The sequence below is a fragment of the Lysobacter sp. cf310 genome (assembly GCF_900114355.1).
GTDB lineage: Bacteria > Pseudomonadota > Gammaproteobacteria > Xanthomonadales > Xanthomonadaceae > Lysobacter.
Map to the genome: position 1 here is coordinate 369,149 of NZ_FOSS01000003.1, position 24,441 is coordinate 393,589.

Sequence of the window (24,441 nt, forward strand, 5' to 3'; positions counted from 1 at the left end):
TGAAACCCGAACGACGGTGACGTCGCCGGCGATGCACGTATTTTCGTCACTTTGCGTACCTCGATCTTGTGCAGGCCCCGTCGGCGCAGCCTTACCCAGCGCCCGCGCTTGCTCCCATCAGCCCGATGCCGAACAGCGACCAGTCGTTGATCACGTGCGCGCCGAACGACACCCACGTATTTTTAGTCTTGAGATAGGCCAAGCTCAGCACCAGGCGCGCGCTGCCGATCACGACCAGGCACTGCAGCAGGTTCCAGCCGTAGGTGGGCAGATGCATCGCGCCGAACATGAGGGCGGTCGCCACCCACGCCAGCAGCAAGGCGCGCGAGCGCGACCAGCCCAGCCTGGTGTGCAGGTACCAGGTCAGCGCCAGCAAGGGCAGCAAGGTCAGCACTTCCTCGCCCAGCAGCTGCGGCAGGGTCTTGAGAAAGAACAGCGAGCGCTCGCCCATGCCTTGCTGGGCCAGAATCGCGAAGGCCGGATTGCTGGCCGCGCCGGTCCCTTTCATGACCAGCAGACCGACCGCCAGGCTGACCAGCAGATTGAGCGCGGCGAAGGCCAGCATCCACAGCAACTCGCGCCAGCCGACGCGACGGAACAGCGCCGTCCAGTGATGCGGCGCGACGATGGCCAGGCCCAGCAAGGGAATGGCGAAGAACGCGACCGCGGGGATGAACTGGCCCCAGCCTTCGCGGAACAGCGGGACGGGCGCGACCAGCGCCGCGAAGCCGAGCGCGACCGTAAGCAACACGAACGCCCACTGCGCGCCCGAAATGGCGACCGGCTTTCCGTTGTAGTAGGGAAAGTCGTCGCTGGCATGGCCGCTGCGGTCGGGCGGCGTCGGCGTCGGCGTCGGCGTCATGAGCGGACTCCGGAATGCAACCATGTCGAACCGATGGCACCTATCGCCGCGCACGCACGCGCGTGCGGCTCGGGCGCAGGATCGGCCTGGGCAACCCGCGGACGCGGTGCGACATGCGCATGCCCGCAAGCGGGCTCCGCGGATGACGGCCGCCCTGCTCCCACCTTCGCGCCTTCATGGTCGAATCGACTGCGGGTCATGCGGACGTCTCCGTGAGCTGGTGCGGTGGACTCCGTCTGCGGCGACACATCGGCGGGCCGGCTCCGGCCGCCCCCCCCCCGGACGGCTTTCGCGCGCCCGACCATCGTCCAACGCAAGGCGCGATCGGAAACGGACAACGAACGCCTACGACCCTAGCGACGGGCAGCAGGCAAGTCCAAGGCCATCTTGGTTCATGGGCGGGCACGATCCGTGACCCGGGTCCGGATTCGGCGTTGGCGCCGCGCGCACGCGAGTGCCATCGCCGCAGCCCTGCTAGGGCAGCGTGAACTTGCGCATCACGCGCAGCGGCCAGATCGAGGTGAAGCTGGCGCCGCCGACCAGGCGAAACGCGGCCGATACACCCTGCACCACGCCCAGCTTCTCCAGCACGCTGCGCGCGCGCCGGAAGGAATGGCGCGGATCGGCCGTGGTCATGAATACATTGATTTCTTTCGGGCTGACGTCGTAGCCCTCCAGCTCCACGGTGTCGCCCAAGGCCGCCTTCAGCTCGCTTTCCAGCGTGGTCAGAAAGGTCTCGTCTGTCAGCGACTTGCGCCACAGCTTGATGATGAGCTGGTAATCCATGCGCGCATTATAAGCCTTACCCGCGCGGCGGCCCGCGACTCGCCGCGGTGCCGGGTGGCGGACTCGCCGATCTGCGAACACGCAACTGCACGCGCCTTGCCGCAAGCGCTGCGGCGCTCGATTTCACCTCCCTGTACTGCCTTGGATGCCAGGATCGCGTTCTCGGCGACTGCTCGCCCCTGTTTAGGTCTCCGATGCCTCAGTTATGGAGGATGTTCAGCCGTTGGTTGCGCCTGCGCAGGCGTTTGTGGCGCTGGCGGCGTTCAGCCACGCAGAGCACGCTGCAAGTCGAAGGGCCGTTGCGTTCGCAGTTGTTCAATGCCGAACAGATGGAATTGCACGGCAAGGCGCTGGCGCGCCAGCACCACGTGCGCGCGCGCGCGGGACCGGAGCGGTTGCTGGACCGTCTGCAGGAGAACGAAGGCCTGCTGGACGACGCCTATACGCTGCTCACGCGCATGGTCCAGGACGACATGCGCATCACCCCGGCCGGCGAGTGGTTGCTGGACAACTACTACCTGATCGAAGAACAGATCCACACCGCGCGGCGGCACCTGCCCAAGGGCTACAGCCGCCAACTGCCCTCCCTGAGCCAGGGCGCTTCCAGCGGCTTGCCGCGCGTATACGACCTGTCGCTGGAAGCTATCGCCCACGGCGACGGCCGCATCGACGCCGAAACCATCGGCCGCTTCGTCGCCGCCTACCAGACCATCACGCCGCTGAAACTCGGCGAGCTGTGGGCGATTCCGATCATGCTGCGGCTGGCGCTGATCGACAATCTGCGGCGCATGGCGGTGCGGGTGATGCGCGACGGCGCGGACCATCGTCTTGCCAGCGAGTGGGCGGACCTGCTCAACGAAACCGCCGCCGAAAGCCCCAAGGACGTGGTGCTGGTGGTCGCCGACATGGCGCGCTCGCAGCCGCCGCTGTCGGGCGCGTTCGTGTCCGAGCTGACACGCGGCCTGCAGGGCCGCGGCACCGTGTTCTCGATGCCGATCACCTGGCTGGAGCAATGGGTGGTCGACGGCGGCCACAGCATCGAGGAGCTGGTGCATCTGGAAAGCCAGCAGCAGGCCGCCGACCAGGTGTCGATCAGCAACAGCATCGGCAGCCTACGCTTCCTGGCCAACATGGATTGGCGCGAATTCGTCGAGAGCATGAGCGCGGTCGAGCGCCGCTTGCGCGAAGACCCCGCCGGCACCTACGCGCTGATGGACTTCAGCACCCGCGACAGCTACCGCCACGTAGTGGAGAAGATGGCGCGGCTCAGCGGCGCCAGCGAGCCGGACGTGGCCGACCTCGTGCTGGAGCTGGCCCGCGCTGGCGCCTACGCCACGAATGCCGATGGCGGCCGCGCCCACGTCGGCTACTACCTGGTCGACGACGGCGTGGCGCAGACCCGGGCGCGGGTGACCGCATCCGCGCCAGGCTTGCGACCGATACGCCTGCGTCCCGCGCGCATCCCGCTATGGGCCTACCTGACCCCGATCGCCGCGATCGCCGGATCGTTCGCCTGGGCGCTACTGTCGGTGCCTTCGAACATGCCGCAAGACGGCGCGCCGTTTTGGCTGCTGCTGGCGCTGGCGGTGGTGGCCTTCAGCGAGTTGGGCATCGCCCTGGTCAACTGGGCCGCCACCTTGCTGGTCGCGCCGCGGCCCTTGCCGCGGATGGATTTCTCCAAGGGCATTCCGCCCGAAGCGCGTACCCTGGTGGTGGTGCCCAGCATGCTGGGCAGCCTGGAGGGCGTCGACAGCCTGGTGGAGGGCCTGGAGGTGCGTTTCCTGGCCAACCGCGACCGCCATCTGCACTTCGCCCTGTTGACCGATTTCCTGGATGCCGATAGCCAGACCCTGCCCGCCGACGCCGCGCTGCTGGCGCGCGCGGCCCAACAGATCGGCCTGCTCAATACCCGCTATGCGCCGGAGAGCGGCGACCTGTTCTTCCTGTTCCATCGCGCGCGACTGTGGAACCCGCGCGAAGGCTGCTGGATGGGCCACGAGCGCAAGCGCGGCAAGCTGGCGGCGCTGAACCGCCTGCTGCGCGGTCGTTCGCAGGACGAGTTCCTGCAGGTGACCGGCGAGACCGAGGTGCTGGCGCAGGTGCGCTACGTGATCACCCTGGACAGCGACACGCGCCTGCCGCGCGACGCCGCGCGCGAGTTCGTCGGCACCCTCGCCCACCCCTTGAATCGCGCCCGCTACGATCGGCGCCTGGGCCGGGTGGTACGCGGCTACGGCATCCTCCAGCCCAGCGTGGGCACCAGCCAGAGCGGACGCCGCAGCACCCGCTATGCGCGCATGTTCGGCAGCGAGCCTGGTATCGATCCCTACACCCGCACGGTCTCGGACGTGTATCAGGACCTGTTCGGCGAAGGCTCCTTCGTCGGCAAGGGCATCTACGACGTGGACGCGTTCGAAGCCGCGCTGGCCGATCGCTTCCCCGACAATCGCATCCTCAGCCACGACCTGCTGGAAGGCTGCTATGCGCGCGCCGGCCTGGTCAGCGACGTGCGCCTGTTCGAGGACTACCCCTCGCGCTACGCCGCCGACGTGAAGCGGCGCTACCGCTGGATACGCGGCGACTGGCAGCTGCTGCCCTGGCTGCTGCCCTGGGTGCCGCGCGCCCACGGCGGCTACGAGCGCAATCCGCTGTCGTGGCTGTCGCGCGGCAAACTGCTCGACAACCTGCGCCGCAGCCTGGTGCCGGCGGCCGCCACCGCGTTGTTGATGCTGGGCTGGTTGTACGCCGCGCATCCCCTGGCCTGGACGGCCTGGCTGCTGTGCCTGTGGCTGCTGCCGGTGCTGGTACCGGCGGCGCTGGACGCGTTCGCGGTTCCGGTGGACATGCCGCTGGAAGCGCATCTGCTACGGGTCGGCAAATCCACCCTGCGGCAATTGCTGCGCAGCGCGGTCACCCTGGCCTGCCTGCCTTACGAAGCCCTGCTGAACCTGGGCGCGATCGCCCGCACGCTGTGGCGGCTGGCGATCAGCCGCCGCCACCTGTTGCAGTGGAACCCGTCCAGCGAAGTCGAACGCAGCCTGGGCAGCGGCATGAGCGCGGAGTTGCGCGGCATGGGCGCGGCGCCGCTGTTCGCCGTGGCCGCGGCGACGCTGCTGGCGATCGTGCAGCCGCTGTCGCTGTGGGTGGCCTTGCCTTGGCTGGCGCTGTGGTTGCTGTCGCCTGCGCTGATGGCCTGGCTGGGGCATCCGCCCGCGCAACGCGATGCGGATCTGTCGGCTGGCCAGTTGGCATTCCTGGGGCGCCTGGCGCGCCGCACCTGGGGTTTCTTCGAGACCTATGTACGTGCGCAAGACCATTGGCTGCCGCCGGACAACGTGCAGGAGCACCCTGCCCTGGTGGTCGCGCGCCGCACCTCGCCGACCAACATCGGCCTGTCGCTGCTGGCCAATCTGTCGGCCTACGACTTCGGCTACCTGCAGGCGGGCGGCGTGCTGGAACGCACGCGCCGGGTGTTCGACACGCTGGAAACGTTGCCGCGCCATCGCGGCCATTTCTACAACTGGTACGACACCGAAACCTTGCAGCCGCTGCCGCCGCGCTACATCTCCACGGTCGACAGCGGCAATCTCGCCGGCCATCTGCTGACCTTGCGCCAGGGCCTGCTGGCCTTGATCGAGGCGCCGGTGCTGGCGCCCAGCACCTACGCCGGCCTCGCCGATACCCTGGGCGTGCTGGAGGAGACCCATCGCGCGGCCGCACACGATGACGAGGCCTTGGCACGAGTCCTGGCCGAGTTGCGCGCCGCGCTCGATCCCCTGCTCGAGCAGGCGCCGGTCGGCGTGGGCGATGCCGAACGCGCCTTGAGCAACCTCCTCGCCCAGGCCGACCGGATGCTGGCGCTGTGGCCCGCGAGCGAAGACCCGACCGCGGATCACTGGGCGCTCGCCCTGGTCGCCGCCTGCCGCTGCGCGCTGACCGAGCTGGAGCATTTCGGCCTGCTGCCGCTGGCGGCCGACCTCGGCGACGACGGCAACCGCATCCCCAGCCTGCGCGAGCTGCAGACGCGGTCGACGCATCCCGTCGCACAGGCGCGCGCACGCGAGCGCATCCACGAGCTCGAACGCCTGGCGCATATCGCCGGGCAGTTCTCGCTGATGGAATACGAATTCCTCTACGACCGCGCCCGCCATCTGCTGGCGATCGGCTACAACCTCGACGAGCACCGCCTGGACGCCGGCTACTACGACCTGCTGGCGTCGGAAGCGCGCTTGTGCAGTTTCGTCGCCATCGCCCAGGGCCAGCTGCCGCAGGAAAGCTGGTTCGCGCTGGGGCGCCTGCTTACCGAGGTCAACGGCGACGCGACGCTGCTGTCGTGGAGCGGTTCGATGTTCGAGTACCTGATGCCGCAGCTGGTGATGCCCAGCTATCCGGACACCCTGCTCGATCAGACCTCGCAGCATGCGGTGGAAGCGCAAATCGCGCACGGCATGGAGCGCTCGGTGCCTTGGGGCGTGTCCGAGTCCGGCTACAACACCGTCGATGCGCGCATGAACTATCAGTACAGGGCGTTCGGCGTGCCCGGCCTGGGCCTCAAGCGTGGCCTGGGCCAGGACCTGGTGATCGCCCCCTACGCCAGCATGATGGCGCTGATGGTGGCGCCGGAAGCCGCCTGCCAGAATCTGCAGCGGTTGAGCGCGCTGGGCTTCGGCGGCGACTTCGGCCTCTACGAGGCCATCGACTACACGCCGGCGCGCGTGCCGCACGGACAGGACTGCGTGGTGGTGCGCTCGTTCATGGCCCATCACCAGGGCATGGGTCTGCTGTCGCTGGACCACCTGCTGCGCCACCAGCCCATGCAGCGGCGTTTCGTCGCCGACGCCGAATTCCAGGCCACCTTGCTGCTGTTGCAGGAACGCATCCCGCATACCGGCGTGTTCCATCCGCACGAGGCCGAGACCCTGGGCGCGCGCGCCACCAGCACCGAGACCGAAACCCAGCTGCGCATTTTCCGCAATCCCGGCACCAACCGGCCGGCGGTGCAACTGCTGTCCAACGGCCGCTATCACGGCTTGCTGACCAGCGCCGGCGGCGGTTACAGCCGCCAGCAGGACATGGCGGTCACGCGCTGGCGCGAGGACGGCACCCGCGACCATTGGGGCAGCTTCTGCTATCTGCGCGACGTCGACAGCGGCGAGTTCTGGTCGGCCGCGCTGCAGCCCACCGGCGTGCCGGTGGAACAATACGAGGCGATTTTCTCCGACGCCAAGGCCGAGTTCCGCGGGCGCAAGCGCGGCTACGACAGCCACCTGGAGATCGCGATTTCGGCCGAGGACGACATCGAGTTGCGCCGGCTGCGCCTGAGCAATCGCAGCCGGCATACGCGCACCATCGAAATCACCACCTATGCCGAGGTCGTGCTGGCCCCCGCCATCGCCGACGAGCTGCATCCGGCCTTCAGCAATCTGTTCGTGCAGTCGCAGATCCTCCGGCAGAAGCAGGCCCTGCTGTGCACGCGGCGGCCGCGTTCGCACGACGAGGTGCCGCCGTGGATGTTCCACCTGGTCGCGGTGCACGATGCCGATATCGGAGCGATCTCCTACGAGACCGATCGCGCGCGCTTCCTCGGCCGCGGCAACACCCCGCGCACGCCGCGCGCGCTGTCGGTCGACGAGGCCTTGTCGGACACCGAGGGCTCGGTACTGGACCCGATCGTGGCGATCCGCTGCCGGATCGAGCTGGCGCCCGGCCAGACCGCGATGATCGACATGGTCACCGGCGTCGGTGCCGATCGCGAGGCCTGCGTTGAACTGGTCGACAAGTACCGCGACCGCCGCCTGGCCGACCGCGTGTTCGATCTGGCCTGGACCCACAGCCAGGTGGTGCGCCGCCAGATCAACGCCTCGCAGGCCGACGCCCAATTGTACGAACGCCTGGCCGGCTTGATCGTGTACGCGCATCCGCTGCTGCGCGCCGACCCGGTCGTGCTGCTGCAGAACCAGCGCGGCCAGTCGGGCCTGTGGGGCCATGCGATCTCCGGCGACCTGCCCATCGTGCTGCTGCGCATCGCCGACGCCGACAACATCGAACTGGTGCGGCAGATGGTGCAGGCCCACGCCTATTGGCGCCTCAAAGGCCTGCGCGCCGACCTGGTGATCTGGAACGAGAGCCAGGCCGGCTATCGCCAGCAGTTGCAGGATCTGATCCTGGGCATGGTCTCCGCCGATCCCGAGGCCAACATCCTCGACCGCCCCGGCGGCATCTTCGTGCGCCCGGCCCAGCAGATCTCGCAGGAGGACCGCATCCTGCTGCAATCGGTGGCGCGCGTGATCGTGGACGACCAGAAGGGCACCCTCGCCGCCCAGATCGGCCGCCACGTGCCGCCGGAGCGGGCGATTCCCGCCCTGCTGCCGGAAGGCGCGGCGGACCTGAGCCCGTTCGCGGACACGGACGCAGCCAACGGCCTGCCGCCCAGGCACGAGGACGAGGCCGACGACGCCTGGCCGTTCGACGCGGTGGCCCAGGAGTTCGTGTTCGACAACGGCGTCGGCGCGTTCTCCGCCGACGGCCGTGAGTACGTGATCGTCTCGCGCGAAGGCGCGCCGACGCCGGCGCCCTGGTGCAACGTGATGGCCAACGCCCGCTTCGGCACCGTGGTCAGCGAGAGCGCGCCGGGCTACACCTGGTTCGAAAACGCGCACGAGTTCCGCCTCACCCCCTGGCACAACGACCCGGTCGCCGACAGCGCCGGCGAGGCCTTCTACCTGCGCGACGAGGACAGCGGACAGGTGTGGTCGCCGATGCCGCTGCCCTGCCGCGGGCGCGGCGACTACCGCACCCGTCACGGCTTCGGCTACAGCGTCTACGAGCACCTGGAGGACGGCATCGCCAGCGAGCTGTGGGTGTACGTGGGCGTCGAGGACGCGGTGAAGTACTCGGTGCTGAAGCTGCGCAACCTGTCCGGCCGCGCGCGCCGGCTGTCCGCCACCGGCTATGTGGAATGGGTGCTGGGCGATCTGCGCGGCAAATCGCAGATGCACGTGGTCAGCGAACTGAACGCCGACAACGGCGTGCTGACCGCGCGCAATCCCTACAACACCGAGTTCGCCGGCCGCGTCGCCTTCTTCGACACCGACGCCAACGGCTGCAGCTACACCGCCGACCGCACCGAGTTCCTCGGCCGCAACGGCAGCCTGGGCGAACCCGCGGCGCTGCGGCGCGAACGCCTGTCCGGCCGCCTCGGCGTCGGCCTGGACCCCTGCGCCGCGATCCAGGTGCCGATCGCCCTGGCCGCCGGCGAGCAGTCCGAGACGGTGTTCCGCTTGGGCATGGGCCAGGACCACGGCGAGGCCTTGCGGCTGGCGGCCAAGGTGCGCGGCGTCGGCTGGGCCCACGACGTGCTCGACGGCGTGCGCATCTATTGGCGCAAGCTGTTGTCGACCGTGCAGGTGCAGACCCCGGACCCCAGCGTGGACGCGCTGGCCAACGGCTGGCTGCTGTACCAGACCCTGGCCTGTCGCTACGTCGCGCGCAGCGGCTACTACCAGTCCGGCGGCGCGTTCGGCTTCCGCGACCAGCTGCAGGACGTGATGGCCAGCGTGCACGCCAAGCCGGCGCTGACCCGCGAGCATCTGCTGCTGTGCGCCGCCCACCAGTTCCCGCACGGCGACGTGCTGCACTGGTGGCATCCGCCGCAGGGCCGCGGCGTGCGCACGCGCTGTTCGGACGATTATCTGTGGCTGCCGCTGGCGGCCTGCCGTTATCTGACCGTCACCGGCGACAGCAGCGTGCTGGACGAGAACGTGCGCTTCATCGAGGGGCGCCCGGTCAACCCGGACGAAGAGTCCTACTACGACCTGCCGGTGCCGTCCTACCTGCAGCAGTCGTTCTACGAGCATTGCGCGGTCGCCCTGCAGCGTGGCTGCACCCTGCTGGGCGAGCGCGGCCTGCCCCTGATCGGCACCGGCGACTGGAACGACGGCATGAATAGGGTCGGCGAAGCCGGCCGCGGCGAAAGCGTCTGGCTGGGCTTCTTCCTGTTCGAAACCCTGCAGGCCTTCGAACAGGTCGCGCAGGCGCGCGAGGACCACAGCTTCGCCGATTATTGCCGCGAGCATGCGCAACGCCTGCGCGAGAACCTCGAAGCCCATGCCTGGGACGGGCAGTGGTACCGCCGCGCCTGGTTCGACGACGGCACCCCGCTGGGCTCCACCGCCAGCGACGAATGCACGATCGACTCGATCTCGCAAAGCTGGTCGGTGCTGTCGGACGCGGCCGATCCCGAGCGCGCGCGCCAGGCCATGGACGCGCTGGACGCGCACCTGGTCCGTCGCGATGCCGGCCTGATCCAGCTGCTGGATCCTCCGTTCGACAAGACCGCTAAGGACCCCGGCTACATCCGCGGCTACGTGCCCGGCGTGCGCGAGAACGGCGGCCAATACACCCACGCCGCGGTATGGGCGGCGATGGCCTTCGCACACCGCGGCGATGCCGCGCGGGCCTGGGAGCTGGCGCGCATGATCAACCCGATTCACCACGCGCTCAGCGCGCAGGATGTGGCGCGCTACAAGGTCGAGCCCTACGTGCTGGCCGCGGACGTGTATGGCGTGGCGCCGCACGTGGGCCGCGGCGGCTGGACCTGGTACACCGGTTCGGCCGGCTGGATGTATCGCCTGCTGACCGAATCCCTGCTGGGTCTGCACCGCCAGGGCGAGCGCCTGACCTTGCGCCCCTGCCTGCCCGCCGACTGGCCGGAGTACCGCCTGCAGTACCGTCACGGCAGCAGCGCCTACTCGATCCGGGTACGGCAATGCGACGACGGGCCGGCGACCCTGCGACTGGACGACGTGGAGCAGGCCGATCTCGGCTTCGCGCTGATCGACGACGGCGCCGCGCATCAGGTCGAAGTGCGGTGGCCGCGCCCCCCGGCATGAGCGCGCGGGCGCAGTTGGATGCGCAACTGGATCATCTGGCGCAGATGCTCCCGCCCTGGCTGGAGCGGCTGCGTCACCCCGCGCAGTTCTGGCCGCAGTTCGACGCGCTGGCCGCGGCGATACTGGCGCGCGCCGGCTGGGAAGACAGGCCGCACGTACTGGGGCGTCTCGACGCGATGCTGGCCGCGCATGGCGTGAGCAGGCACGCCGACGCGAATGAGCGAACCGGATCCCCGTCTTGAAGCGCTCGACGGCCGAGCCTACTCACGATCTCAAGCGCCGCGAGCCCGGAACGATTTCCACCCCAGCAAAGGAAACGGGACCGCATGGCGGTCCCGCAACTCCACTAATTGGCCGTCGCCAACGGCTTAGCGGCCGTCTCGGTCCGCGTCGCCCGGCATCGCGCGTTCGATGTAATGCCAGCCGTCGCGCACCGCATGCCTGGCCTCGTCCCAAGGCAGACGCGAGGCGTGGCGGGTCTCGTCCCACTTGCGCTGCAGGTCGCTTTCGACCGCATCGTAGGCCTGCCCGCGATACTCGCCGTAGGTGTCGTAGCCGTACTTGTAAGCCGGCTCATAATCGCTCCATTCGCGGCCGGCGACATAGGACGGCAGCTTCTGGTACTCGCCCTGGAAATAGGCGGTGTATTCGGTCGGGTTGACCGCTTCGGCGATGGAATCGCCGGCTTTGGCGCCTACCACGCCGCCGACGACCGCGCCGACTGCGCTGCCGATGGGGCCGCCGGCGGAACCGACCGCCGCACCCGCGATGGCGCCCGCTACCGCACCCGTGCCCGCGCCGACGCTATGATCTTTTTTTACATCGCTCATTTTGCTTACTCCTGTGGGGCCGACGCCCATCGGCACCGGTAAGTCCACAGTAGGCGTGCGCGCAGGTACGAAGGCGTGAATTGCGCCGAACGTTATATGAAGGGTTAAGACTCGAATCGCACCAGCCGCAGCGACCACCGCGACGCCGGCCGCGACCGCGAAAAACACAGGCGTGCGCATTGCGCTAGAACAGGCGCTTCTTCTTTTTCTTTCTGATCCGGCTCAACCAATCCGCATCGGGGACGGTCTCCGAGCCTGCGTCCGGCGAGGGTGCGAGCGATCCGATCTTGTCGTGCTCGGCCAGCAAGGCGTCCAAGCGCCGCTGCGCGTGCTCCAGCGCCTGCTCGCTCACCGCGCCCGCATCCTGCACGATGGGGGCGGAGACGCGCACGTAGGCCGCCCAGAAGTCGCCTTCATCGGGATGATCGGCCACCAATTGCGGCATCCGTTCGGCTAGATCGTCCAGACGCCGGGCGATGGATTTAGGAGTGTGTTTGCACATCGTTGCGCATCGTAGCAATCGGCGGCCGCATCCGCGCGCGCTCGAAGGCGATCATGCCGCGCGCGAAGGCCGGTGCCGAAGGCTCTCAATCGTCCTCCTCGGCGTCCAGTAGCGCCAGCAATTGCAGCACCCGATACGGCTTGGGCAGGAACTGCACGCCTTCGGGCATGGGTGGCAGCTGCGACTTGGCGTAGCCTGAGGCGAGTATGAAACGCAGATGCGGTTTGCGCGCGCGCAGGGCGTGCGCCAGGTCGATGCCCGACACGCCCAGCGGCATGCTGACGTCGCTGAAGATCACATCGATCTCCTCGTGAGCGTCGATCATGTCCAGGGCCTGCGGGCCGTTGCTGGCCGACAATACGGTGTAGCGCGTCTCCGCCAACGCCTCCACCACCACTTCGCGCAACAGCTCGTCGTCTTCCACGATCAGAATGCAGGACGAAGCCATGGCTCAGTCCTCCAGGGCCGGAAAGTACATGGTCACGCGCGTGCCTTGGTCCGGTTCGCTGTCGATGTGCAGATAGCCGCCCGACTGCGCCGCGAAACCATGGGCCTGACTCAGGCCCAGGCCGCTGCCGCGCCCCACCTCCTTGGTGGTGAAGAACGGCTGCACCGCCTGCTGCACCACGTCCTCGCTCATGCCGGGGCCGTTGTCCACCACACAGACGCAGACGAAATCCTCGACCGAAGATTCGATCTCCGGCGGGCGGCGATCGGCCAGGCCGGTGGCGACGGTGATGCGGCCCTTGTCGGCGAAGGAATCGCGGCTGTTGATCACCAGATTGAGCAGCGCGGCTTCCAGCTGGGTCCGGTCGACGCGCACGGACGGCAGATCCGTCGCCAAGGACAGATCGATCTCGATGCCGACGCCGCAGGCGCGCAGCAGCACGTCCTTCATGCCCAGGACCAGCTCGTTGATGTCGAGCACCTCCGGGGCCAGCGCCTGGCCGCGGGCGAAGCTCAGCAGCTGCCGGGTCAACAGCGTGCCGCGGTCGGCGGCGCGCAAGGCGCCTTCCACCAAACGGGTTACGCGCTTCTCATCGTCGCGATGGGCGCTGATCAGATCCAGGCTGTTGACGATCACCCCCAGCAAGTTGTTGAAATCGTGGGACAGGCCCAGGGTGAGCTTGCCGATCGCCTCGATCTTCTTGGCCTGCAACAGCGCATGCTGCGCCTCCGCCAGCCGCAGCGTGGACTCGTGGCGCTCGGTGACGTCGCGGGTGACCTTGGCATAGCCGATCAACTGACCGTCGATCACGATGGGGTCGATCACCACGCTGGCCCAGAAGCGCGAACCGTCCTTGCGCAGGCGCCAGCCTTCCTTCTCGTAGCGTCCGTTCTCGCGCGCCATGCGCAGCCCGTATTGGGGCTCCCCGGCGTCGCGATCGGCAGGCACGTAGAAGCGCGAGAAATGCTGGCCGATGATTTCCTCGTCGTCGTAGCCCTTGATCCGGCGCCCGCCCTCGTTCCAGTTGCAGATGTAGCCGTCGGGATCGAGCATGTAGATGGCGTAGTCGACCACGCTCTGGACCAGCAGCCGGAACTGCTGTCCGTCCTCGAAGGCGTGTATGGCGGGGGTGCGTTTGTCGTGCATAGCCCCTACTCGTTCGTTGGCGGCGGTCCACGCCAGCCGTGCATCGATTGACGATCGCTTGCGCGTGCACGTGGAGCGAGACCGAGCGACGATTACGCCGGTCGGCCGTGCATGCCCGAGTCGCCGAATCGGAACCCGGCTCGGCGACCACGGGCCCTTAGTTCTTTTTCAACATCTGCTCGCGCGCCTGTTCGGCGCGCGAGGCGCCGATCGCCGTCTCGACCTGCTTGATCTCTTCCGGCGGCGGCAGCACGGCCGGGAAGCCCAGCGACTGGATCCACAGTTCGCGAGTCCAGCCCTGAGTGTGATAGAGGTGGTGATCCTCGTCCTGCTCGACGGCATCGAACGCGGCCTGCAGGATGTCCACCTCGGGCCCTTTGCCATGCTTGGCGACGTGGCCGATCAGCTCCCAGTTCATATGATCCTTGGTTTCGGCCAGCACCACGCATTCGCCGGCGACCAACTCGGCCGCGCGCGCATCGCCGGCCGCCAGCGCCATTTCCATGGCCTTGACCAGAGAGCTGCCGATGTGGGCGACCACGGCGCGCCCGGGGGTCGCGGTATCCGGATCCAGACCCAGCGATTCGAACACGTGCATCAGCACTTTGCGATGGGTGCGCGTCTGTCCCAGGTACTCGCTCCACTCCGCACGCAGGTCGTCGTTCACCGCGCATCGAATGGCCGTCTCGTAGATCTGAATGCCGCCCAGTTCGGTTTCGAGCGCCTGATACAGCAGCTCTTCGACTTGAACGGAATCCTGTGCTGTCTTGGCCATCGGGGTCTCCTTAAAGAGCGTCGGACGACGCAGACCCAGGCCCGACCATAGGAGCGGCACGATGTGGGGCATGTGAATTGCGGGGTTTGTTTCGTGAACAGTTCAGCGGCGCGACGCCCATTCGCATTCGTGCCGGCAGTCGCCGTCACTGCGATTGCACATGCGCGTGGCAGACTCGCCCGCCTACGAGCGACCGCTCGCAAATCAGGCCCAAGCGATGTCGCGCTCATCGACCAGAACCGCCCGGCAACTGTCCGCCATCGCCCAGGGTTCGCCTATGGTGGCGGCGCAACGCCTGCTGGATTTTTCGCTGGCCGCGCAACCGCTGTCCGGACGCGACCTGCGCGAGTGGAACCGGATGATCGCCGAAAAGGGCGCGGCCGCGATGGAGGGCTGGTGGGCGATGTACAACGCCGTGTGGCTGGCGCCGCTGTCGGCGGGCGCCTGGTCGTTGTGGTCGCCCTGGTCCAGTCCGTGGCAGCGCTGGTCCGGGCTCGGCACGGCCGGCGATCGGATCGTGGCCGCGGGTCTGAAACCGGTCGCACGCACCGTCAGCGCCAATCGGGCCAGGCTCGCCAGGCGCCGGCCATCGGCTTGAAGGCGCTCGCTAGCGAATCCAAAGACGACCGAACGCTCCGATAGACACTCAGACGCGTTCCGCTCTCATGCGCGGCGCACTAGGCAGTTGATGATGCAGATGGGTCGCGGCGATCGCGGCCTGCCCCACCGCCACCGAGATCTGATTGAGGCCGCTGACCATGTCGCCGATGGCGTACAAGCCGGCCACGCGCGTCATCTGATTCGCATCCACCACGGTCTCGCCCGGCAGGTCCGGCCAGGCGCCGGCGGACACCACCAGCGGATGGGCCTCCTGGGTGCCGAGGAAGGGATAGACCGTGTCCAGCACCGTCTCGGCCCCGTCCGGCGTCCGATAGCGGCAGCGTGCTCCATCGAAGTCCAGCTCGCCGCCGGGAGCAAGGACCCGTACCGTCGACTCCTTGTAAGGCGCCGGGAATTCGTCGTCGAACGGCCGGTCGATCGGCATCAACACCAGACGCTGCGTATAGCCGCGCAGGAAGCGGGCGTGGGACGCGACGGCCGCGCGCGGGCCGTACACGCCGATGCGCAGGTCGGTGGCCTCGAACGCGTCGCAGATCGCGCACAGCCGGATCGCGCCGCAGGCGATCGCGTCCTCCGCCCAGTCCACCTCCGGCAGCACATCGCGCACGCCCGTGGCCAGCACCACCGCGCGCGCACGCCAGCTGCGCTCGCCGGCGACCGCGCGAAAGCCGTCGCCCTCGCGTAGCAGCGCATCGACCATGACTGGCTCGATGCGCACCCCCGCGTCCAAGGCCTGGGTGCGCATGCGCCGCAGCAGATCGGGCCCGGACACGCCATCGGGAAAACCCGGACAATTGTGACTCTGCGGAATGCGCCTGGCACGGCTGTCGCCGCCGTCCAATACCACGCAGCGACGATGAAAGCGGCGCAGGTAGGTGGCAGCCGTCAGACCCGCCGGACCGCCGCCCACCACCACCACGTCGATGATTTCCATGAGGCGGTCCTTCTATGAGCGGCGGCGATGCCGGGCTGGACGCATGAAGCGCGCGAACGCGGCCGCGATGCGTCGGTGGTGCGGCGTGTCGGCTTGGGCTCGATGCCCGGTTCTTCGAGCCCGTACTGCCCGAATCTCAATCCCGGACTATCGCCCGGATACCGCAAAAAGATCTGAGGAGCGCGAGCGCGCGACTTTCCGACCCGCGCAGCCGATCCGTATCGGCTTGCGCCGTTCGATGACGGCTAACTCAGCCGCACCTCGCCGACCTTGTCCTGGTACTCCTGTTTCGGATCCATGCCCAGCAGCATCTTCACTCCGGCCAGCAGACTGTTCTCGTTGAGCCATACCTCGGCCTCGGCGGCATCGAAGCGCAACAGCGCCAGCTTCGGATCGTCCTTCCCGCCCTCGAACCAGGCGGCGATGAAGGGATTCCACAGACGATCGATGACGGCCCTATCCTGATCGCGCCGCAAAGTCCCGCTGATGCTGGCGAACAGATCGTGGCCCTTGGAAGAAAACGCCGCGATGGCGGCATGGCTGGAATCCAACTTCTGCACCAGGGCGTTGTCGGTCGAGGTGAAGAACCAGATAGGGCTGCGGTCGTCCTCGGTGATCGCGGTCATCGGGCGCGTATGCCCCGCTTCCACGCCGTCCAGGCCCAGCATCAAGGTGCGGTCGGAAGACAATGCCTTCCACAGCTTTTCTTTCAGATCTACCGTGTCGCGCATAGCCAACTCGTGTTCGGCGCCAACCTCGTGTGGCCGCGCCAAGATAGGTCCGCGTACGTCGCCAGCATGTGATGCGAGCGACCGCAGCTCGCCGCATCGAAAGCCGATCCGTCGACGTCGATGAACGGTTCAGAAAATTTGCGCGCGCGATGGACGGCCCGTTCACGCGGATCCCATAGGCTTGCGCCAAAGCAACGGATTCGGAGCGATCGGCATGGAAACCCTATTCACTGAGCAGGGCTTGGGCAGCGACTGGAGCGTGGAGGTGCGCTTTCAGGGCGAATTCGTCGGTACTATCCTGCCCAGCTCGGACAGCAAGCACTACCGCTACTTCCAAGGCCACAGCAAAGAGATCTACGTGATGGAAGATCACGACCTGGGCGCGCTGAAAGACAGAATCGCGCGCAAGCTGCAGCGCCACGGCATGCTCGAGCAAGGCAGGGCCGCCCATCGCTAGGCGCGCTGGACCGAGGTCGCGGCGGTTTCGGCGCATCGCGGCGGCGGCATTCACGCCGCGCTGAGGCCGCGCGCGCACATTAGCGCGATAGTTCCGGACTGGAGGCGGCATGCCTGCACGTTGGTCCCGTCGTAGCGTGATCCGGGCCGTCCTGGCGGCCTGCGTGCTCAGTGCGTTGACCAGTCTGATCGCGCTCAATCTCGCCGGACCGGAGAAGCAGCTCGTGCACGCGCTGCCGCACCGCTATCCGGTGGCCTCGCCGCAGTTCCGGCGCGAAATGGGCACCCTGCTCGGCCCCTCGCTATTGGCGGGCAACCGCGTGAGCGGCTTGCAGAACGGCGACGAGATCTTTCCCTCGATGTTGCAGGCGATCCGCTCCGCACGCCGCACGATCGCGTTCGAAACCTACATCTACTGGTCCGGCGACATCGGCCGCGAATTCAGCCGCGCCTTGTCCGAGCGCGCGCGCAACGGCGTCCAGGTCTATCTGACCGTGGACTGGCTGGGCAGCAGCAAGATGGACGACGCCCAGATCGATGAAATGAAGCGCGCGGGCGTGCAGATACGCCAGTATCGGCCGCTGGCCTGGTACAACCTGGACAGGGTCAACAACCGCACCCATCGCAAACTGCTGATCGTCGACGGCACGGTCGGATTCACCGGCGGCGTCGGGATCGCCGATCAATGGGAGGGCCATGCCCAGGACCCCGAGCATTGGCGCGATTCGCATTTCCGGGTCGAGGGCCCGGTGGTCGCGCAGATGCAGGCCGGCTTCAACGACAACTGGGTCAAATCCACCGGCGTGGTCCTGCAGGGGCAAGCGTTCTACCCGCCCCTGGCCCGCGCCGGCGACATGGACGCGCAGCTGTTCATCAGCTCGCCCGCTGGCGGCAGCGACAGCATGCATCTGATGGTGCTGATGGCGATCGCCGCGTCGGAGCGCGGCATCGATCTCGCCGCCGCCTACTTCGTGCCCGACGATCTGGTGCTGAAAGCGCTGCTAGACGCCCGTCGCCGCGGCGTGCGCATACGCATCCTCGTGCCGGGCGAGCATACAGACTCCGACGCCGTGCGCCTGGCTTCGAAGGCGCAGTGGGAGCCGCTGCTGCAGGCGGGCATCGAGTTCTACGAATACCGGCCGACCATGATGCACAGCAAGATGCTGATCGTGGACGGCGAACTGGTCTCGGTGGGATCGACCAATTTCGACATCCGCTCGTTCCGGCTCAACGACGAAGCCAGCTTGAACGTCTACGACCGCGGCTTCGCCGCGGACATGACGGCGGTGTTCGAAGCGGACCTGCGCTTATCGCGGCGCTACACCCTGCAACACTGGCGCGATCGACCCTGGAAAGAGCGACTGTTCGAGAAGTTCGTGCTTCCGCTCAAGTCTCAGCTGTAGCCGCGCCTGGATGAACGCGCAAGCCCGCATGCACGACGCTATGTTCACCGCCGCGGTCGCATGATCAGGAAACCGGCGTCGATCGCCGTCCGCTCACCCGCTCAGGAGTTTCGCCATGGCCACCAAGAAAGCCGCTAAGTCCCGCAACGGCGGCGCGACCCGCGACGGGCGCGGCCACGGCGACGAGCTGCATCAGAGCGCTGGCGGCAAGCACCCGCCACTGACCACCAATCAGGGCCTGCCGGTATCCGACAATCAGAACTCCCTGCGCGCGACCGAACGCGGCCCGGGTCTGCTCGAAGACTTCATCCTGCGCGAGAAGATCACCCACTTCGATCACGAACGCATCCCGGAGCGCATCGTGCACGCGCGTGGCTCCGGCGCGCACGGCTACTTCGAGCTGAGCAAATCGCTCAGCCGCTACACCACGGCCGACATCCTCACCCAAGTGGGCCAGCGCACCCCGCTGTTCTGCCGTTTCTCCACCGTGGCCGGCGGCGCCGGCTCGATCGACACCCCGCGCGACGTGCGCGGCTTCGCGGTCAAGTTCTACACCCAGCAGGGCAACTGGGACCTGGTCGGCAACAACATCCCGGTGTTCTTCATCCAGGACGCGATGAAGTTCCCGGACGTGGTGCACTCGGTGAAGATGGAGCCCGACCGCGGCTATCCGCAGGCCGGCAGCGCCCACGACACCTTCTGGGACTTCATCTCGCTGACGCCCGAAGCCATGCACATGATCATGTGGGCGATGTCCGACCGCACGATTCCGCGCTCGCTGCGCATGATCGAAGGCTTCGGCGTGCACAGCTTCCGCTTGATCAACGCCAAGGGCGCTTCGACCTTCGTCAAGTTCCATTGGCGGCCCAAGCTGGGCCTGCAATCGACGCTGTGGGACGAGGCCTGCAAGCTGGCCGGCGCCGACCCCGACTTCCACCGCCGCGACCTGTTCGAGGCGATAGAAAACGGCGACTACCCCGAGTGGGAGCTGGCGGTGCAGCTGTTCACCCAGGAACAGGCCGACGGATTTCCGTTCGACCATCTCGACGCCACCAAGCTGATCCCCGAGGAACTGGTGCCGCTGACGGTGATCGGCCGCATGGTCCTGGATCGCTGGCCGGACAACTTCTTCGCCGAGACCGAGCAGGTCGCCTTCTGCCCCTCGCACGTGGTGCCGGGCATCGACTTCTCCAACGATCCGCTGCTGCAGGGGCGCTTGTTCTCCTACCTGGATACGCAGCTGTCGCGCCTGGGCTCGCCCAACTTCCACCAGTTGCCGATCAACGCGCCCAAATGCCCGTTCGCCAATCTGCAGCGCGATGGCCACATGCAGATGCGGGTGCCGCGCGGGCGGGTGAACTACGAACCCAGTTCGCTGGATCCGCAATCGCCGCGCGAGACGCCGGCCGGCTTCCGCAGCGCCGGCGTGCCCAGCGACGACGGCATCAAGGGCCGCGTGCGTCCGGAGAGCTTCGCCGATCACTACAGTCAGGCGCGCCAGTTCTACCGCAGCCAGACCGAATACGAGCAGGCGCACATGGCCTCGGCCTTGGTGTTCGAGTTGTCCAAGGTCGGCACCGCGCACGTGCGTGAGGCCGTCGTGGGCCACCTGCGCCACATCGACACCGCGCTGGCGCGCCGGGTGGCCGACGGCCTGGGTCTGGCCGCGCTGCCCCCAGCGCCGCCGGCCGCGGTCGCGGCCCAGGACCTGCCCGCGTCACCGCCGCTGCAGATCATCGGCAAGATGAAACCGACCCTGCAGGGGCGGTGCGTCGGCGTGTTGATCGACGACGGCTCCGACGCCGCCACGGTGCGCGCCTTGCGCAAGGCGGCCGAAGCCGCCGGCGCGCGCGTCAAGATCGTGGCGCCGCGCATCGGCGGCGCCAAGCTCAGCGACGGCAAGACCCTGCCCGCCGACGGCCAGCTCGCCGGCACGCCGTCGCTGGTGTTCGACGCGGTCGCCCTGGTGTTGAGCGACAAGGCCGGCAAGCGCCTGGCCAAGGAAGCCGCCGCGGTCGACTTCGTGCGCGACGCTTATGGCCACCTCAAGGCGATCGCGGCCGATGCCGGCGCGCAAGCGCTATTGAATGCAGGCGGCGTGGAGCGCGACGCCGGCGTGGTCGACGCGGGCGATACGCGCTCGTTCATCGCTCAGGCCATGAAGCGTCAGTGGGCGCGCGAGGCCAAGCTGCGTACGCTGGCGTGATTCGCACAGGCGCAGCGTAGGCCGAAAATCGACTTGAATACAAGAATTGACGGAAGCGTGTTAGCTGACAAAACCTTCTGACCAGCCTTCCGTGAAACGCTTCGCCGGCTACTCGTCAATTTTGAAGTGATTGTCCATCACGAGACTTCGCGGCGTTGGAACGCCAAGCTCGCTGCTCGAAGAAATACCGCTGTGTCTCCTTGCCTGGCCGGCTCACAGAGTCAGCCGACCTCTTGCGAACAAACGTACTCAGTGAAGTAGCAAAGTCGAGTCGCACACGATGCCACGTGCCGCAGGTAACCGGAGGAACACTTAGTGTCCCCCGGACCGCTGCTAAAAGAAGATGGATTTAACAGCCCCGAGCACTGCCATTATGGCAATGGGAGTGAGAACCACCTTCTGCTGCTTTCTGTCTCGAAGGTAATATAGCGATATACCGACTGAGGTCAGCGCCAACACCAGAAAGAGCAGCAGGAAGGTTACTGTCGTTGACATGGCGGCTTAATTCCCCCAACGGCCCGGCCCCCGGTATGTGGACCTTCTGCAGTTGTCACGAGCGTTACTAGAAAACGCTCTTATAACTTGCACGGCCGAGCCGGCGCAACCGACCGCTCCAACCCCAGTCTCCACGAAGGGGCATGAAACGGCGGCTCCAGCTATTCCGGTTATCGCGTTAACCGCGTCATCTGTCGCGTCGTCGCACTCTCCTTCGCGCCAAATCTCGAAGTAGCGCTTGTCATTGCTAATCTCTGTAGGCGTGTACAGATAGTTGTACCACTGGTCGTCGTTTGGGTCGTAGCCCCGTATACCTAGTCGCTTGGAAAACTCGCCCGGAGGCAGGTGTCCCTCGTATCTGCCCGGGCCGCAGGGAGAGAGATCGCAAGCCCCGCCGGTGCTGCGGGGAGGCGCGAAGGTAATCGTAGGAGCCAGGAAGGTCTCGTAACTGCCACCCCAATTGTTGTAAGTGCGAATTTGGTTCGCTACCTCGGTGGCCAACTGAAGGTTTCCACCTGCGTAGCTCAGTGCCGCTTCGGCAAGTGGATAGTCGCCAGTCCCATTCGAGTTGCTGATGTAAAGGCGGTCCGTGGACCGGTCGTACAAGACCGTCTGTGATTCGTCTCCGTTTCCCACATAGACGAACGTTTGGCCGGTTACTCCGTTGTGCTCTGCGAAGAAGCGATCCGGTGCGGCGACATCTTCGAGAGGAGTCTCATGGTCCAAGTAGTCGCCCCCACCGTCACCTGCTAGGGCCTGCCCTGATAAAACAAGTAGGGCCGCGACAAGCAGCCCTCGATAGCCAATCTGCTTCATATCCTTATGACCTTAGCTTGAGCCGCGACTTGCGGCTCAATGAGTCCATCACAGAGGTAGCACCTCATCAAGCGCCAGAAAATGTGTAGTTTTAGCTCCTCAGACGTGCGAGCTATACGCGCTCGTTCATCGCTCAGGCCATGAAGCGCCAATGGGCGCGCGAAGCCAAGCTGCGAACGCTGGCGTGATTCGCACAGGCGCAGCGCATTCCGGCCGAACGCCGGCTCGAGACACAAAAAAGGCCGGAAGCCTGGTGGCTATCCGACCTTTCTTGTTCCGTCTTGCGACGGCGGTATTGGTGGAGGTGGGCGGAATCGAACCGCCGTCCGAAGGCACTCCATCCCCGGCACTACATGCTTAGCGCTCCGTTAGATCTCGCCCCCGAACAGCACGGCGCGCAAAGCGCATCCGGGAACCAGCCTGTTTTGGGTTAACCGGGGTTTGACAGGCAACCGACCCCAGCGATTCCGTGATGATGACCCTACGCTGCGAGCACGGACACAAGCAGTTTCGGGGCTTACGCCTTAAGCGGCGAGAGCGTAGTTGTCGTCGTTGGCAACTAAAAGTTTGCAGCTGGATTTACGAGGAAAGCTACCCCCTCGGCATGCACCAGGCGATTTCGCAACCCCCGTCGAAGCCAGTGCACCCCCGGGGACAGCTCACGCTGACCCGGTCAGTATAGGGGCGGCGGGCGCATTCACAAGCGCGGCGATGGGGGGCGGTTCATGTGGGTGCCCTGCCAGGCTGGACGCCGGGAGGATCGATCGTCCAGGGGCCGCGGACACGCGCGTTCCAGCGCACGACTGTCTTGTGAGCGGGCGCCGAACAGACTTAATCTGAAGCCCGCTCCGCAGCGATCGCATCCTGTGAACCGGCTCAAAACGATTATCGCCGCGCTACTGTATCTGGGCAGCCTCGCCACCCTCCTGATCACGGCGGTGAGTATTTCGCGGGTACTGGCCGCCTATGGACTCGACCATCCGGCCACGCTCGGCCGCTTGGCCCCCGCCTTCACACAGTCCTCGCTGGGTATGTTGAGCAACAGCGCCTGGCTGTGCGGCGGAACCGCGGCGATCTCGACACTGCTGTTGCTGATCGCCCTGCGCAAGGCGGCTATGCGAGAGTCCAAGTTGTACTGGACCGCCATCCTGGCCGCCGTCAATTACCACATAGCGGCGGCGCTCTATGCCGCCTTGGTCGTCGGATACTTCTTGCTGCCCAAGCTGAGCAATATCGCCTGAGTCGCGTTCGCGGGCAGCCGGGATGGGCGACAGGGTCTGCGGCAAGGATGTCGCCCTTACCCCCAAGCGCTGCCCCAGGTCCGAGGACGCGACGGCCTCCGACACGACGCAGCGATATTCGCGGCCCACGCCGCATTGGATGGACGGCCCATGTCACACGCCCTGCTCGGTACCGAGTTCCCGCTGATCCAGGCCCCCATGGCCGGCTCCCAGGGCAGCGCCCTCGCCGTCGCGGTCTGCGCGGCCGGCGGCCTGGGCTCGCTGCCGGCGGCGATGCTGAGCGCGCAAAGCCTGAGCGAGGAACTCGCGGCGATCGCGGCGCAAACCGACCGGCCCTACAACGTCAATTTCTTCTGTCATGCCCCGCCCGCGGCCGATGCCGGTGTCGAGGCGGCTTGGCGCGAGTCGTTGGCGCCCTATTACCGCGAGTTCGGGATCGACCCCGCCACGGTGAGCGCCGGGGCTGGTCGGCGTCCCTTCGATGCCGAAACGGCCGAGCTGCTGGCCCAGTTTCGCCCGCGCGTGGTCAGTTTCCACTTCGGCCTGCCCTCGCCCGCCTTGCTGGAACGGGTGCGTTCCTGGGGCGCGAAGGTGCTGTCCTCAGCGACCACGCTGGAGGAAGGACGCTGGCTGCAGGCGCAGGGCGTCGATGCGGTGATCGCGCAGGGCCTGGAGGCCGGCGGCCATCGCGGGCATTTCCTGGACATGGACCTGAGCCGGCAATCGGGCACGTTCGCGCTGCTGCCGCAGTTGGTGCGCGCGCTGCAGGTCCCGGTGATCGCGGCCGGCGGCATCGCCGATGCGCAGGGCGTGGCGGCGGCGATGCGTTTGGGCGCGGCGGGCGTGCAGATCGGCACCGCTTACCTGCTCTGCCCGGAGGCCAGCACCGGTGCGGCACATCGCGCGGCGTTGAAGGGCGCCGACACCGAGCACACCGCGCTCACCAATCTGTTCAGCGGGCGACCTGCGCGCGGCATCGTCAATCGCTATATGCGCGAGCGCGGCCCGATGAGCGCGCTGGCGCCGCCGTTTCCGCTCGCGGGTGGCGCATTGGCGCCGATCCGCGCGCGCGCCGAGGCGCTGGGCAGCGGCGATTTTTCGCCGTTGTGGTCGGGGCAGAATCCCAGTGGGTGTCGCGAGGTGCCCGCTGGGGAGCTTACGCGGGAGTTGGCGAAGGGGTTTGAGGGGCGGTACTGAAACGGGGCGCGGTGGCGGCGCTGGGGGCGCTAAAAGCAAATCCCCCTCAATCCCTCCTTTTCAAAGCGGGAAGACCGGGGTTTTCGCTTGGCATCGTGTAC

At 67.0% G+C, this 24,441-nt stretch carries 17 protein-coding genes and 1 other RNA gene; 8 read left to right on the forward strand and 10 right to left on the reverse strand.

Annotated features, from left to right (window positions below; all coding sequences use genetic code 11):
• Window positions 1-91: 91 nt before the first annotated feature.
• Both BMZ45_RS12960 and BMZ45_RS12965 read right to left on the reverse strand, forming a co-directional pair.
• Complete coding sequence (locus tag BMZ45_RS12960; protein WP_091636963.1) at window positions 92-862, reverse strand: CPBP family intramembrane glutamic endopeptidase; 771 nt, start codon at window positions 860-862, stop codon at window positions 92-94.
• A gap of 474 nt (window positions 863-1,336) precedes the next feature.
• The gene (locus BMZ45_RS12965; RefSeq protein WP_091636964.1) at window positions 1,337-1,648 is read right to left on the reverse strand and encodes a hypothetical protein; all 312 of its coding nucleotides are present in this window, start codon (window positions 1,646-1,648) and stop codon (window positions 1,337-1,339) included.
• A 212-nt stretch (window positions 1,649-1,860) separates the two neighbouring features.
• Here BMZ45_RS12965 and BMZ45_RS12970 point away from each other — a divergent pair, with 212 nt between their 5' ends.
• Both BMZ45_RS12970 and BMZ45_RS12975 read left to right on the forward strand, forming a co-directional pair.
• Complete coding sequence (locus tag BMZ45_RS12970) at window positions 1,861-10,539, forward strand: glycoside hydrolase family 94 protein (protein WP_254776633.1); 8,679 nt, start codon at window positions 1,861-1,863, stop codon at window positions 10,537-10,539.
• 14 nt (window positions 10,540-10,553) lie between these two features.
• Window positions 10,554-10,781 (forward strand): hypothetical protein, encoded by a 228-nt coding sequence (locus BMZ45_RS12975; RefSeq protein ID WP_217643203.1) that lies wholly within the window; start codon window positions 10,554-10,556, stop codon window positions 10,779-10,781.
• 126 nt (window positions 10,782-10,907) lie between these two features.
• Here BMZ45_RS12975 and BMZ45_RS12980 read toward each other — a convergent pair whose 3' ends face one another.
• From BMZ45_RS12980 to BMZ45_RS13000, 5 genes are all read right to left on the reverse strand, one after another.
• The gene (locus BMZ45_RS12980) at window positions 10,908-11,369 is read right to left on the reverse strand and encodes a hypothetical protein (protein ID WP_091636967.1); all 462 of its coding nucleotides are present in this window, start codon (window positions 11,367-11,369) and stop codon (window positions 10,908-10,910) included.
• A gap of 184 nt (window positions 11,370-11,553) precedes the next feature.
• The gene (locus BMZ45_RS12985) at window positions 11,554-11,871 is read right to left on the reverse strand and encodes a hypothetical protein (RefSeq protein ID WP_139215506.1); all 318 of its coding nucleotides are present in this window, start codon (window positions 11,869-11,871) and stop codon (window positions 11,554-11,556) included.
• A gap of 85 nt (window positions 11,872-11,956) precedes the next feature.
• Entirely contained in the window at window positions 11,957-12,319 is a 363-nt protein-coding gene (locus tag BMZ45_RS12990; RefSeq protein WP_091636969.1) for a response regulator, read from the reverse strand.
• Between the two features lie 3 nt (window positions 12,320-12,322).
• Window positions 12,323-13,465 carry a PAS domain S-box protein gene (locus BMZ45_RS12995; RefSeq protein ID WP_091636970.1) on the reverse strand — a complete coding sequence of 381 codons (1,143 nt, stop codon included), beginning with the start codon at window positions 13,463-13,465 and terminating at the stop codon, window positions 12,323-12,325.
• A gap of 157 nt (window positions 13,466-13,622) precedes the next feature.
• Entirely contained in the window at window positions 13,623-14,240 is a 618-nt protein-coding gene (locus BMZ45_RS13000) for a ferritin-like domain-containing protein (RefSeq protein WP_091637253.1), read from the reverse strand.
• Window positions 14,241-14,517: 277 nt separating this feature from the next.
• Here BMZ45_RS13000 and BMZ45_RS13005 point away from each other — a divergent pair, with 277 nt between their 5' ends.
• The gene (locus BMZ45_RS13005) at window positions 14,518-14,838 is read left to right on the forward strand and encodes a hypothetical protein (RefSeq protein ID WP_091636971.1); all 321 of its coding nucleotides are present in this window, start codon (window positions 14,518-14,520) and stop codon (window positions 14,836-14,838) included.
• Between the two features lie 48 nt (window positions 14,839-14,886).
• Here BMZ45_RS13005 and BMZ45_RS13010 read toward each other — a convergent pair whose 3' ends face one another.
• Complete coding sequence (locus BMZ45_RS13010; protein ID WP_091636972.1) at window positions 14,887-15,795, reverse strand: NAD(P)/FAD-dependent oxidoreductase; 909 nt, start codon at window positions 15,793-15,795, stop codon at window positions 14,887-14,889.
• Window positions 15,796-16,040: 245 nt separating this feature from the next.
• A complete protein-coding gene (locus tag BMZ45_RS13015; RefSeq protein ID WP_091636973.1) occupies window positions 16,041-16,526 on the reverse strand; it encodes a pyridoxamine 5'-phosphate oxidase family protein in 486 nt (161 codons plus the stop codon).
• 214 nt (window positions 16,527-16,740) lie between these two features.
• Between BMZ45_RS13015 and BMZ45_RS13020 the strand changes: the two genes are divergently transcribed.
• From BMZ45_RS13020 to BMZ45_RS13030, 3 genes are all read left to right on the forward strand, one after another.
• Window positions 16,741-16,983: a hypothetical protein gene (locus BMZ45_RS13020; RefSeq protein ID WP_091636974.1), complete on the forward strand. Its 243-nt coding sequence runs from the start codon at window positions 16,741-16,743 to the stop codon at window positions 16,981-16,983.
• 136 nt (window positions 16,984-17,119) lie between these two features.
• Window positions 17,120-18,385: a phospholipase D-like domain-containing protein gene (locus BMZ45_RS13025; protein WP_175489080.1), complete on the forward strand. Its 1,266-nt coding sequence runs from the start codon at window positions 17,120-17,122 to the stop codon at window positions 18,383-18,385.
• Window positions 18,386-18,500: 115 nt separating this feature from the next.
• Complete coding sequence (locus BMZ45_RS13030; RefSeq protein ID WP_091636976.1) at window positions 18,501-20,591, forward strand: catalase; 2,091 nt, start codon at window positions 18,501-18,503, stop codon at window positions 20,589-20,591.
• 1,607 nt (window positions 20,592-22,198) lie between these two features.
• On the opposite strand, the gene ssrA is transcribed toward BMZ45_RS13030, so the two are convergent.
• Window positions 22,199-22,552: a transfer-messenger RNA gene (gene ssrA, locus BMZ45_RS13035) on the reverse strand.
• 216 nt (window positions 22,553-22,768) lie between these two features.
• On the opposite strand from ssrA, the gene BMZ45_RS13040 reads away from it, so the two are divergent.
• The gene (locus BMZ45_RS13040) at window positions 22,769-23,143 is read left to right on the forward strand and encodes a hypothetical protein (RefSeq protein WP_091636977.1); all 375 of its coding nucleotides are present in this window, start codon (window positions 22,769-22,771) and stop codon (window positions 23,141-23,143) included.
• 150 nt (window positions 23,144-23,293) lie between these two features.
• Window positions 23,294-24,340: an NAD(P)H-dependent flavin oxidoreductase gene (locus BMZ45_RS13045; RefSeq protein WP_091636978.1), complete on the forward strand. Its 1,047-nt coding sequence runs from the start codon at window positions 23,294-23,296 to the stop codon at window positions 24,338-24,340.
• Window positions 24,341-24,441: the final 101 nt, after the last annotated feature.

Excerpts from the sequence above, each read along its gene's own strand:
- BMZ45_RS12960 (WP_091636963.1), bottom strand. The coding sequence starts at position 862 with ATGACGCCGACGCCGACGCCGACGCCGCCCGACCGCAGCGGCCATGCC.
- BMZ45_RS12965 (WP_091636964.1), bottom strand. The coding sequence starts at position 1,648 with ATGGATTACCAGCTCATCATCAAGCTGTGGCGCAAGTCGCTGACAGAC.
- BMZ45_RS12970 (WP_254776633.1), top strand. The coding sequence starts at position 1,861 with ATGTTCAGCCGTTGGTTGCGCCTGCGCAGGCGTTTGTGGCGCTGGCGG.
- BMZ45_RS12980 (WP_091636967.1), bottom strand. The coding sequence starts at position 11,369 with ATGAGCGATGTAAAAAAAGATCATAGCGTCGGCGCGGGCACGGGTGCG.
- BMZ45_RS12985 (WP_139215506.1), bottom strand. The coding sequence starts at position 11,871 with ATGTGCAAACACACTCCTAAATCCATCGCCCGGCGTCTGGACGATCTA.
- BMZ45_RS12990 (WP_091636969.1), bottom strand. The coding sequence starts at position 12,319 with ATGGCTTCGTCCTGCATTCTGATCGTGGAAGACGACGAGCTGTTGCGC.
- BMZ45_RS12995 (WP_091636970.1), bottom strand. The coding sequence starts at position 13,465 with ATGCACGACAAACGCACCCCCGCCATACACGCCTTCGAGGACGGACAG.
- BMZ45_RS13000 (WP_091637253.1), bottom strand. The coding sequence starts at position 14,240 with ATGGCCAAGACAGCACAGGATTCCGTTCAAGTCGAAGAGCTGCTGTAT.
- BMZ45_RS13005 (WP_091636971.1), top strand. The coding sequence starts at position 14,518 with ATGGTGGCGGCGCAACGCCTGCTGGATTTTTCGCTGGCCGCGCAACCG.
- BMZ45_RS13010 (WP_091636972.1), bottom strand. The coding sequence starts at position 15,795 with ATGGAAATCATCGACGTGGTGGTGGTGGGCGGCGGTCCGGCGGGTCTG.
- BMZ45_RS13015 (WP_091636973.1), bottom strand. The coding sequence starts at position 16,526 with ATGCGCGACACGGTAGATCTGAAAGAAAAGCTGTGGAAGGCATTGTCT.
- BMZ45_RS13020 (WP_091636974.1), top strand. The coding sequence starts at position 16,741 with ATGGAAACCCTATTCACTGAGCAGGGCTTGGGCAGCGACTGGAGCGTG.
- BMZ45_RS13030 (WP_091636976.1), top strand. The coding sequence starts at position 18,501 with ATGGCCACCAAGAAAGCCGCTAAGTCCCGCAACGGCGGCGCGACCCGC.
- BMZ45_RS13045 (WP_091636978.1), top strand. The coding sequence starts at position 23,294 with ATGTCACACGCCCTGCTCGGTACCGAGTTCCCGCTGATCCAGGCCCCC.